This window comes from Aminipila terrae (assembly GCF_010120715.1).
Lineage (GTDB): Bacteria > Bacillota > Clostridia > Peptostreptococcales > Anaerovoracaceae > Aminipila > Aminipila terrae.
The window spans coordinates 711,628-723,280 of sequence record NZ_CP047591.1; the positions used below are offsets into that span (position 1 = coordinate 711,628).

Below are 11,653 nucleotides of genomic sequence, written 5' to 3' on the forward strand. Positions count from 1 at the left end.
GAATAAAACCATTTGGCATTTTAACTGTTTTATTTCCAAACAAAGTAAGGGGCAGACCTTATTGATCCACCCCCTTACTAACACTTTAAAAATTTATGCTGCCATATCTTTAACATCCTTATATTCTTTGCATTCTACATATAATTCCCCTGTATATGGATTTCTCTTTGTCTTTTTTACTTTGTAAATCATATAAATTATGACTGCAACATTACTTGCCAGTGCAAATATTCCCCAGAAAGTGTATAGCCCTGAGTTATATGTAGATTTTACCACAAACATTCCTTCATCCTGAAAAGCCGGAAAGGTCTGCGCAAACATACACCAAATTGCCAGGGTCTGGGCTCTGTGCTGAAGCCATGCCCCTTACCAAGAGTGAATGCACAAAGGGTAGGAGCAAATAATAAAGCAAATCCTGCATACCATGAATGGGTAGGAATACAGTTATAAGTATACGTGAAATTCCATATATCATATGCAATAATCCAGAACCAGAGCATATCAGGCCATAACATGTCCCGGCTCCCATCCTTATCTGTTTTTTTACGTATAACAATTCCAAACCATCCCGTTATTGCAATAATATTAAGCAACCCGGCTATTCCATTCATATAGTTCCATGGTCCGCCCATTACCCCGCAACTTCTCCTTCTATTGGTCCTGAATTAGTAAGCCAGTAGTTCATGCCAACTTCAAAGTCCCTTGTGACGGCTTCTAAAATGTTTATAGCCAGTATCAAAGGTGGAAAGCAAAGGGCTATTTTATTATCTGCCAGTCTCCATGTAATCTGCCCTGTTATCTTGTCTTTTTTCTCAATATGTCTGATACACCAGAACCCGATACACCCCGCTGTGGCAGAATAAACCTTTGCCAGGTGGAACCAGTCCGTATACGTTTTTTCTTTTAAAGCAGTTGCCCAGATGATACTCAGGCAAACTGGCAAAATAATAAAACTGAAAAAACCTGCCCACTTCCATCTTCGTGCAAACTCATTAAATAAGAACAAACCTGCAAAAACCACGAACCACATTCCCCATGCAGAGAAAAAAGTTGCTCCCTCTGCATAATTAAAAGTAAACATACAATCCCCTCCTCTTTAGCACGCAATAATTTCTTTAATTTTAAATTCTCTTCCACATAAGATTTCCCAATGATTACTTCCGCACTTTGGGCATTTTTTATGGTTTTCAAGAATATTAAAAACTTTGCTGCACTGTTTGCAAATTCCATTTCCAGGAATCATCTCAATTCTCAATTTTGTATACTCCAATAAAGTTCCATCAATTGCAGCAGGATAGCAATCCTGAATATATCTGGGAACAACCGGAGATAATTCTCCAATCTGAAGAATCAACGTATCAATCTGTGTTATTCCGTTTCTCTTTGCAAAATTTTCAACTGTTTTTACAATTTCAATTAAAATACCAAGCTCATGCATCTAATCACCCATTATGATTTAATGTCAGCAACTATTAGTTTTTACGGTTATACCCCAAAAACCTTTTAGCCTTTTTAATCGCAATTCTTCCTTTCCTCTTTAACATGTGTCTCATAACAATCGGTTTTATATCCTGAAATGCTGCACCCTCTCCATCATATTTCCTGACAAGAGAAATGGCTTCAAATTTACATTTTGTGGTACAGACCCCACAGCCTACGCATAAAAATTCATCTACAATGGTAGCTCCACAGCTTAAGCAGCGTTCTGTTTCCTTCTTTACCTGTTGTTCTGTAAAGGTTCCCCGTACATCCCGGAAGGTCTCTTTTGATTTGGTTTCAGCCACAGGACTGGATTTTTGTCTTGGCATATAATCGTATCCACTAAAATCCACATTTTCTTTATCCAGCGATTTAAAGTTTCTTCTACTCCTTCCAATAGTTAAACTCTGCCCTGGATGAACATAGCGATGTATGGAAATTGCTGCCTGTTTGCCAGCAGCTATGGCATCTATAGCAAATCTTGGACCTGTAACTGCATCTCCGCCAGCAAAAACATCTGGTTCTCCACTCTGAAAAGTAAACGAATCAACCTTTATGGTTTTATTGGGATTTAATTCAATATTGGAATCTTCAATTAAACTTCCCCACTGGATAGACTGCCCCACAGAAACAAGCACATGATCTGCTTCAATAAAAATGGTTTTTGTTTCATCGTAGGAAGGGCTGAATCTCCCTTTTTCATCGAATACAGAGATACATTTTCTAAATTCCACCCCACAGACTCGGCCATTTTCTGTCACAATGCGTTTTGGACCCCAGGAATTATTTATAGAAATATCCTCCTTAAGAGTTTCTTCAATTTCTTCGTCCAGTGCAGGCATTTCTCCACGACTCTCAAGACAGAACATGCTGACTTTAGAATCTGTTACTCTTGCTGCAACTCTTGCCACATCAATGGCAACATTTCCTCCTCCGATAACAATCACTTTACCCTTTAGTTCTACATTTTGACCTAAATTTATGTTACGTAAAAAATCTACTCCTGCAGCAACGCCTTCTGCATCTTCACCTTCTATACCCAGCTGCCTTCCCTGTTGGGCCCTAGTGCCAGATAAAATGCCTGGAATCCCTGTTCACGCAGTTCATTCAGGCTTATATCCCTGCCAACTTCAACACCCGTCTTAAATTCCACTTTTAAGTGTTGTAAAATATCAATTTCCGCCTTAACCACATCTTTTTCTAATCTAAAGGATGGGATCCCAAGGGCCAGCATTCCTCCCGCAACATTTTGCTTTTCAAATACTGTTACATGATAGCCATCCAATGCTAAGAAATACGCGCAAGATAATCCTGCCGGTCCCCCACCGATAACAGCAATCTTATTTCCATAATTGTGATGTACTTCGGGTATGTACCGCATATCCAGATTTAAGTCCTGCTCTGCAATAAATTTTTTAATATCATCTATGGCAATGGGGTCGTCAAAATCACCTCTGGTACATGCAGCTTCACATTTTCTTGGGCAAATCCGGCCACATACTGCAGGAAACGGGTTTTCCTGCTTTATCAATTTTAAGGCTTCTGTATATCTGCCCTGAGAGGCTAGTTTTATATAGCCTGGGATTGCAATGTGGGCAGGACATTCTGTTTTGCAGGGTGCGGTTCCTGTATTTACAACCTCCTGTCGGTTGTATCGGTAACCCGGATTCCAATGCTCTGAACCCCACTCCGTATCATAGGGTAGCGCCGTCCGTTCTGGTTCTTTAACGGGTATTTTAGTACAGATTTTCTGACCTAACCGTAAAGCATTAACCTGACAGCCTTCCACACACTCACCACAGCCTACACATTTTGTCTTGTCTACATGGGAAACATAATTCGAACGTACCATGTCCGGATTTAAAAACATTTCTGCTGTTCTTAAAGACAGACAGGAACATCCACAGCAATTACAAATAGCATGGGTTTTTCCTGAACCATCTGTATTGGGAATTTGATGAACCAGTCCGTTTTCTTCTGCTTTTCTGATAACCTCAAAAGCTTCTTCCCTTGATATTTTTCTGCCTCTTCCCGTGCGAATGTAATATTCTGCAGCATGCCCCATCTGGATGCACATATCTTCTTTTAAATGACCACACCCTTCCCCCATAATTTCTCTTACCGTACGGCAGGAACAATCTGAGACGGAAAATATATCATTTTCATTGAGATACTTTGAGACCTCTTCATAAGATGCCCTTCTGGATTCTCCATCGATGGCTTTTTCTATAGGAATAACACGCATCAGCCCAATCCCCACGGGGAAATTTCCAGCAGTAGCCGGCCCTCTTACTCTTCCGTATTCTTCAAATGCCTCAGCAATCTGTGGATACTTTCTTACATTTTCCTTATTGTTCGTCATCATTTCCATAATCCCGGGAACCCAGGTGTCATGCCAGTATTTGTCAACCCCATCAATTACATTAACAAAGCAAACCCCGTCAACGGCCAGCTTCCACAAAGCCTTTTCCGCTTCTGCAGTTGATTTACCACTCTTTGCTCCGATTTCTTCTGCACTCATAGGTTTACGAAACTCCAAGTGGAGTGCAATTTCAGCCATTTCATCCGTAACTACAGGCTCCAGTATTTTATACTCTGGGTCGTCTACTGTTATCCCATGTTTAGACCCCATTTTTTTCCTGCTGATTTTATTGGCAAGTTGTAAAACCTTTTCGCTTGTCATCTGCTTTCCTCCTGATTTTAATTAAAGTACTACTCCTGATTCCATTTTTCACTTCACTTCTAATCCATTGCAGCCATTCTTCCACACCTTCGCCAGTTCTGGCCGAAATAGGTATAATTTTAATGGCTGGGTTTATTTTTTGTACCTGATGCTTTACCGCATCTATATTAAAATCAAAATAGTCCATTACATCAATTTTATTAATAAGTAAAACATCAACAATTGAAAACATTAAAGGATATTTCAAAGGTTTGTCGTCTCCTTCTGGAACGCTTAAAATCATGGCATTTTTACAGGCGCCAGTATCGAACTCTGCCGGACAGACCAGGTTCCCTACATTTTCTAATATGGCAAAATCAATATCCTGAGTACTTAGTTCTGCCAACCCTTGTTTTGTCATACCTGCATCAAGATGACACATTCCTCCTGTATGTAATTGAATTACTTTCACTCCCGCTTCAGCAACTGCACATGCGTCTACATCCGAATCAATATCCGCTTCCAATACTCCAATTGTCATTTCATTTTTTAAGGCTTCTATTGTCTTTATTACAGTAGTAGTTTTTCCTGAACCTGGGGATGACATTAAATTCAGCAAAAATGTTTTCTCTTTCTTTAGCCGATCTCTTAGCAAGTCTGCTTGTTTGTTGTTGTTATCAAAAACATTTTGCTTGATTTCAATAACTTTAAAGGCACTCATAGCATGTTTCCTCCTATCTTCACCATAAGCTAAAATAAAATTTATAATTCTGATTCTGACATTAAGGCTAAAAATATGGCTACATTAATTATTATTAAAACATAACGCTTGTTATGTTTTTTATTCATCATAACATGTACTTAATTTTTTGTCTACAATTACTCAAATAATTCTAAAAATTAAAAAAAATCATCCAGACACTGCTCCAAAAAACAAAAACGAGCAAAAATTCAAAAGATTTTTTGCTCGTTTTTTATAACTTCATTATTTATATTTATTTTCCAAACTGCTCTATAAATTCATCATAAGTACAAACTCTGTCAACAATACTTCCATCTTCCTGGATTTCGATTATTCTATTGGCAATAGTCTGAATAAATTCATGGTCATGTGATGCGAATAACAGATTGCCCTTAAAATCAATTAATCCATTATTAAGTGCAGTAATTGATTCCAGGTCCAAATGATTTGTCGGCTGATCAAGCACTAGGATATTTGAGCCAAACAACATCATTCTTGAAAGCATACATCTGACTTTTTCTCCTCCGGATAAAACCTTAACTGGTTTGTATACATCATCTCCAGAGAAAAGCATTCTTCCTAAGAATCCTCTAAGGAACGTTTCTGTTGTCTCCGTTGTGAACTGTCCCAGCCACTTAATAATTCCTAAATCACAGTCATCGAAAAATTCACCGTTTTCCCTTGGGAAATAAGACTGAGAAGTGCTTACGCCCCACTTAAATGTACCTTCATCTGGTTCAATTTCTTCCATTAAAATCTTAAACAGTGTAGTATTTGCAATTTCATTTTCACCTACAAAGGCTATTTTATCTCCCTTATTTAATCTGAAAGAAACATTATCAAGTACTTTTACCCCATCAATGGTCTTTGAGATACCTTCTACGGTTAAAAGTTCCTTGCCAGCTTCTCTATCCATTTGGAACCCAACATAAGGGTATCGTCTGGAGGAAGCAGGTATTTCATCAACGGTCAATTTCTCAATCAGCTTTCTTCTTGATGTTGCCTGTTTTGACTTAGATTTATTGGCTGAGAATCTCTGAATGAAGCTCTGCAATTCTTTAATTTTATCCTCATTCTTTTTGTTCTGGTCTTTTATCATTCTTTGTACTAACTGGGAGGATTCATACCAGAATTCATAGTTACCTACATACATCTTAATTTTACCATAGTCTACATCCACGATATTAGTACATACCGTGTTTAAGAAATGTCTGTCATGGGATACTACAAGCATAGTTCCGGGATATTCCAGAAGGAAATCTTCAAGCCAGTTAATGGCTACGATGTCAAGACCGTTAGTAGGTTCGTCCAATAAAATGATTTCAGGTTTTCCAAATAACGCCTGGGCTAACAGAACTTTAACCTTTTCTTTTTCAGTAAGAGAACTCATTTCATTATAAAGAATATCTATTGAAAGTCCCAGACCCTGAATCAATCTTCCTGCATCTGATTCAGCTTCCCATCCATCAAGCTCTGCAAATTCACCTTCCAGTTCTGAAGCCTTAATCCCGTCTTCATCTGTAAAATCTTCTTTTGCATAGAGGGCATCCTTTTCCTGCATAATCTGATATAATCTTGGATTTCCCTGAATAATAGTATCCAGAACATTAAAATCATCAAATGCAAAGTGATCCTGTTTCAGTACTGACATTCTCATATCCTTGCCAATACTAACATTTCCTGTGGTAGGGTCTAAATCCCCTGATAAGATTCTTAAAAAAGTTGATTTTCCAGCCCCATTGGCACCGATAATACCATAACAATTTCCTGGCGTAAACTTTAAGTCTACATCTTTAAAAAGTGTAGTTCCGCTAAAATTCATACTAACATTTGTAACATTTATCATATTTTAATTGTACCTCCATTTAACTGATTAAAGATTGTATCTGTCTGATTCTTTAATTCATTTACTTATCACATCTATCTATAAAATATTTATACACAATAATTAAGAGCCACCAATGTAGCTCTTAATTATATTAAGTCATATAAACATACTTTTATAGTATATCATCTCAAGCCTTAAATTTCAATACAAATATGAATTTTCCTGTCTTTTCTATGTTTTTGTATAGTTGACTAAATCTACTAACTATACATTCCATTCTGCGACAAATAGTCATAAAGCTTCTTACCATGTTCCTGTTCTTCCTTTTGTATGTGGTTCAAGGTGTTTCTCACATTCTCATCTTTAAACTCAAATATACAGGTATTATAAGTGGATGATACATGTTTTTCTGTTCCCAGAGCATCGGTGCAAAGATATTCGTCATTCTTTCTTTGTTCCTGTCCAACTGATTGCTGAGCTGAATTTTGCTGTGATGCTGCCTGAAGGTTAGGCTTCTGACTTCCTCCCATATTTGTACTTGGAGCTGTGCCGTTTATCATCTGGGTAATTGTATCATAGTGATTCTGTTCAGTCTGCCCAATACTGGTGAATACGTTTTTCAGCTGGGGGTCACAAGCCTCTGACGCGTATTTATTATATTTGTCTATACAAAGTTTTTCCTCCGACTTTAAATCATTTAAAAGCATCGTTTCTTTTTCTGTTAAAATCATTTTTAAACTCCTCTCTGAATCAATCTCACATTTTAATATCCTTTATTGAGACCATTAATCTTCAAAAATAGTATGTCTCCGTTCAAGAAATATATTCTAAGTTTGTAAAGAAATATATAAAAGAAAAGCCACAGGTATTTATTCTACCTGTGGCTAACTTAAATCTTTATTTGTTTTTTATGTACCCTCCTATTTTAACGTGGCTCAATAATTAATTTAATTGCAGTCCTTTCTTCCCCCTCAATTTGTATATCTGTAAATGCTGGTACACAAACCAAGTCTACGCCTCCTGGTGCTACAAACCCTCTGGCAATTGCAACAGCCTTTATAGCCTGATTCAAAGCTCCAGCCCCTATGGCCTGTATCTCCGCATCTCCCTTTTCCCTTAATACACCTGCAAGTGCACCTGCTACAGAATTGGGATTTGATTTTGCTGACACTTTTAAAACTTCCATTACTCGTATCCTCCTAAATAATAATTTGTATTACCCCTTTGGTTTGGGCTAAGCTATTGTTTATGCTTTTATTATATAGGTAATAAAACCCAATTTATATATAAAGTGAACGTCAAAATATATTTTTTTATAGTTTTTTGCGACGAAGTCTTGCATATTACGACAAATTTAGGTATAATAACCTCGTGGTTATCCCCCTGATAACCTCATTAATCTCTAATCCCAATACCCCTTTTGAACAAAATAGACTGCACCCCTGCGGTCTATTTTGTTTTTTGTAAAAGAAAATAATATGAATTTATGATATAATAAGCCTTAAAGAATTAGCAAAAACAAACGCAGGATGGTGATTACAACGTACATAATTGAGAATGATTATATAGATAATAAGTATATGAAATATCAGTCACGTCTTTTAGATTTCTACATTGGTAATACAAAAAATAAAACAATAGGAGTCATGGACATTGAAACTACAGGTTTGTCTCCTCAAAACAGCTATTTTATTCTGGGAGGACTCCTTATATATACAGAATCCGGTGTAGCTGTAAAACAATACTTTGCTGAATCTATAGAAGAAGAAAGAGAAACACTTATTGCCTTTCTTAAGGATTTAAGAACTTTAGATATTATGATCACGTATAATGGCAAACATTTTGATTTAAAGTTTTTAAAATATAGAATGTGTGCATTAGGTGTCTGTGAGGACTATCAGTTCCCTTATAATTTAGATTTGTATCTTTTACTGAATGGGCATTCTCCTCTTCGGAAATTACTTCCCAATCTAAAGCAGAAAACTGTTGAAACCTTCATGGGACTCTGGTCCTCCAGAAAGGATGAAATTTCGGGTGCTGAAAGTGTGGAAATGTACAGGCAGTTTTTGACCACGGGAAACAGTGAACTCCGCCGTTTGATTATGCTTCATAACAGTGATGATGTGCTCCAGCTTTCACAGCTTCTTCCGATCTTAGAGAAATCGGACATACATAAAGCCTTTTTTTCATTAGGCTTTCCCATAAATAATTTACATATTTCAAAGATTTCTTTTGATTCTAAGGAACTCAAGATTTGCGGGCATCAGAAAAATCCACTTTCTTATACAGCTTATGCCCTTGACCATTGTTCCTGTATTTTAGATTTTGACAGATATTCTGAAGAATTTTATATAAATCTGCCCATAATAAGAAAGTCTGGATTAGTAATTGTTGATACAAACGCCTTTGAAAAAGATTTTTCTGATTTACAGAAATACGATACCTTTAACAATGGTTTTGCTGTATTGAAACAAGGAAACTCCATAAATTATAGGGAGACTAATCACTTTGTGAAATTATTAATGGAACGAATCCTGGAGGTCATACCATTATGAAAACCATTTCAAGGTTAAATGAAGTTTATAAAAATGCAAAAGAAATACCTTTCGATGATACATCCAAATTTGTATTTTTCAGTGATACTCACCGAGGGGACGACAGTATTGCCGATGAATTTGGTAAAAACAAACATATTTTTTATCATGCACTGAATTATTACAACCAGAACGATTTTACATATGTAGAAGTCGGTGATGGGGATGAACTTTGGGAAAATTCAAACTTTGAGCATATAAGAAATAGTCACTTTTCCGTATTTAATAAGCTTAAAGAGTTTTATGATGCGGGCAGAATGTATATCATTTTTGGCAATCACAACATGAATATGAAATCACCGGTCTGGGTGGAAAAAAATATGTATCAGGTTTATGATGAATACCTTGGTGAAAAAGTTGATCTATTTCCAGGGTTAAAAGTTTACGAAGCTTTCCGCTTTAAACATAAAAAAACACATCAGGAGCTTTTTGTTGTACACGGACATCAGGGAGATCTGATTAATGATCAGCTGGCTTTTATCTCACATTTCATTATCAGGTTCTTCTGGCATTTTATGCATTTAATCGGTGTAAAATATGCTGCCAGTCCTGCTAAAAGCAGGCGTAAAATGCATAAAGTCGAAAAAAATTACACCAAATGGAACTCCCAAAATGATACAATTATAATATGTGGACATACTCATCGGCCAAAATTTCCCGATCCAGGAGAACCGGCTTATTTTAATGTGGGCTGTGGTATGCACCCACGGGGTATTACCTGTCTTGAACTAATCTATGGTAAATTCATTTTGGTCACCTGGAGGGTACACTCTAAAAAAGATGGCACATTATTTATAAAGCGTACAGCTCTAAAAGGCCCTATACCTCTTAGAGCTTATGCAAAAGTAAAAACAACAGAAATAAAACAGGAGTAATAATTATGATTGATTATAATAAATTGGCTTACAGCGCTAAGACCGCCAGTTTTAAAATGGCTACACTGAATGAAGCTCTTCGGAATAATGCTTTAAAGGCTATTTCAAAAGCATTACAGGAAAATAAAGAGCTTATTTTTAAAGAAAATGCTGATGATATGACTAAAGCTATTTCAGACAATTTAGCACAGCCTATTATAAACAGATTAAAATTTGATGAACATAAGCTGCAGGATATTTTAAATGGCATCCATAGCCTTTTATCCCTTCCCGATCCACTCTTTAGAAAACTTCTTGTACGTGAACTGGATGAAGGCCTGACTTTAGAAAAGACCACCTGCCCCATTGGAGTTATAGGAGTCATATTTGAATCCCGGCCAGATGCACTTATTCAGATTTCCACATTATGCATTAAGAGCGGGAACTGTTCTATTTTAAAAGGTGGAAGTGAGGCAGCAAAAACAAATAAGGTATTATTTGAGATAATTAAATCAGCAGGGCTCTCAGCAGGGCTTCCTGACAATTTTATTACCTTGGTCGAAACCCGTGCAGGAATCGACGAACTAATCAAATGTCATGAGTCTATTGATCTATTGATTCCCAGAGGGTCGAATGCGTTTGTTCAGCACATTATGGCTAACTCCAAAATTCCTGTTATGGGCCACGCTGACGGTATTTGCCACATTTTTGTGGACAAAGATGCAGATATAAAAAAGGCTGTTAGAATTATTGCTGATGCCAAAACTCAATATGTGGCCGCCTGCAATACTGTAGAAACACTTTTAGTACATCAGGATATTGCTGAAGAATTTTTACCTGTTTTGCAGGACACCTTAAAATTAAAGCATGTTTTAATAAAGGGCTGTGATGATACCAGAAAAATCATTTCATGCGAACCTTCTACAGAGGAAGACTTTAAAACCGAATATCTGGATTATATACTCTGCATAAAGCTGGTAAGCCATATCGATGATGCAATAAAGCATATAAACAAATACGGTTCCCACCATACAGATTGTATCGTAACAGAAAATAAGGCATCTGTGGATCAGTTTATGAATTTTGTAGATTCCGCTGGTGTATATCAGAACTGCTCTACAAGGTTCGCAGATGGCTTCAGATATGGATTTGGAGCAGAAGTGGGTATAAGCACCAGTAAACTTCACGCCAGAGGGCCAGTTGGCCTTGATGGTCTGGTAACTTACAAATATAAACTCTTTGGTGATGGGCACATTGTTTCTGATTATGCAGAAGGGAAAAAAAGCTTTCACTTTAAGGACAAATAAGTTAAAATGACTATAATAGTTATAATTAAGTAAATTATGGAAATGGAGTAAGTTATGAAAACAATTGCAAGAGTAAACCTTATGTTATCAATATTGAATGTATGCCTTGGCACTGCTATGATTGTGCTTTCTGCCATTACAGCAATTAAATTCTCAAAAAAGAAAATTGATCGGATTTAGCATTATT

Annotated in this window: 12 protein-coding genes and 1 pseudogene; 4 read left to right on the forward strand and 9 right to left on the reverse strand. The window is 36.7% G+C overall.

Going from position 1 to position 11,653, the window contains the following annotated elements:
- Nucleotides 1–93: 93 nt before the first annotated feature.
- The 9 genes and pseudogenes from Ami3637_RS18210 to Ami3637_RS03345 all read right to left on the reverse strand — a co-directional run bounded on the left by Ami3637_RS18210 (nt 94) and on the right by Ami3637_RS03345 (nt 7,897).
- Nucleotides 94–632 (reverse strand): annotated as a pseudogene (locus Ami3637_RS18210) (DUF5692 family protein).
- Nucleotides 632–1,081 carry a DUF5692 family protein gene (locus tag Ami3637_RS18215; RefSeq protein WP_330586798.1) on the reverse strand — a complete coding sequence of 150 codons (450 nt, stop codon included), beginning with the start codon at nt 1,079–1,081 and terminating at the stop codon, nt 632–634. The pseudogene Ami3637_RS18210 and the gene Ami3637_RS18215 overlap by 1 nt, the downstream one beginning before the upstream one ends.
- Before the next feature lie 15 nt (nt 1,082–1,096).
- Nucleotides 1,097–1,438 (reverse strand): hydrogenase maturation nickel metallochaperone HypA/HybF, encoded by a 342-nt coding sequence (locus Ami3637_RS03320; RefSeq protein ID WP_162361314.1) that lies wholly within the window; start codon nt 1,436–1,438, stop codon nt 1,097–1,099.
- A 34-nt stretch (nt 1,439–1,472) separates the two neighbouring features.
- On the reverse strand, nt 1,473–2,567 hold the full coding sequence (locus Ami3637_RS18220; protein ID WP_330586909.1) for an FAD-dependent oxidoreductase: 1,095 nt from the start codon (nt 2,565–2,567) through the stop codon (nt 1,473–1,475).
- A complete protein-coding gene (locus Ami3637_RS18225; RefSeq protein ID WP_330586799.1) occupies nt 2,513–4,162 on the reverse strand; it encodes an FAD-dependent oxidoreductase in 1,650 nt (549 codons plus the stop codon). The genes Ami3637_RS18220 and Ami3637_RS18225 overlap by 55 nt, the downstream gene beginning before the upstream one ends.
- Complete coding sequence (hypB, locus tag Ami3637_RS03330) at nt 4,128–4,862, reverse strand: hydrogenase nickel incorporation protein HypB (RefSeq protein WP_162361315.1); 735 nt, start codon at nt 4,860–4,862, stop codon at nt 4,128–4,130. The genes Ami3637_RS18225 and hypB overlap by 35 nt, the downstream gene beginning before the upstream one ends.
- A gap of 274 nt (nt 4,863–5,136) precedes the next feature.
- Nucleotides 5,137–6,729, reverse strand: a complete 1,593-nt coding sequence (locus Ami3637_RS03335; RefSeq protein WP_162361316.1) for an ABC-F family ATP-binding cassette domain-containing protein — start codon at nt 6,727–6,729, stop codon at nt 5,137–5,139.
- Between the two features lie 242 nt (nt 6,730–6,971).
- Nucleotides 6,972–7,442, reverse strand: coding sequence for a spore coat protein (locus Ami3637_RS03340; RefSeq protein ID WP_162361317.1), 471 nt, complete (start codon nt 7,440–7,442; stop codon nt 6,972–6,974).
- A gap of 194 nt (nt 7,443–7,636) precedes the next feature.
- Nucleotides 7,637–7,897, reverse strand: coding sequence for a stage V sporulation protein S (locus tag Ami3637_RS03345; protein WP_162361318.1), 261 nt, complete (start codon nt 7,895–7,897; stop codon nt 7,637–7,639).
- A gap of 394 nt (nt 7,898–8,291) precedes the next feature.
- Between Ami3637_RS03345 and Ami3637_RS03350 the strand changes: the two genes are divergently transcribed.
- The 4 genes from Ami3637_RS03350 to Ami3637_RS17810 are packed head-to-tail and all read left to right on the forward strand — an operon-like array spanning nt 8,292 to nt 11,646.
- Nucleotides 8,292–9,266 (forward strand): ribonuclease H-like domain-containing protein, encoded by a 975-nt coding sequence (locus Ami3637_RS03350; protein WP_162361319.1) that lies wholly within the window; start codon nt 8,292–8,294, stop codon nt 9,264–9,266.
- The gene (locus Ami3637_RS03355; RefSeq protein WP_162361320.1) at nt 9,263–10,180 is read left to right on the forward strand and encodes a metallophosphoesterase; all 918 of its coding nucleotides are present in this window, start codon (nt 9,263–9,265) and stop codon (nt 10,178–10,180) included. Before Ami3637_RS03350 ends, Ami3637_RS03355 begins: the two co-directional genes overlap by 4 nt.
- Nucleotides 10,181–10,185: 5 nt before the next feature.
- A complete protein-coding gene (locus tag Ami3637_RS03360) occupies nt 10,186–11,466 on the forward strand; it encodes a glutamate-5-semialdehyde dehydrogenase (protein WP_202931084.1) in 1,281 nt (426 codons plus the stop codon).
- Between the two features lie 54 nt (nt 11,467–11,520).
- Nucleotides 11,521–11,646 (forward strand): hypothetical protein, encoded by a 126-nt coding sequence (locus tag Ami3637_RS17810; protein ID WP_279286689.1) that lies wholly within the window; start codon nt 11,521–11,523, stop codon nt 11,644–11,646.
- Nucleotides 11,647–11,653: the final 7 nt, after the last annotated feature.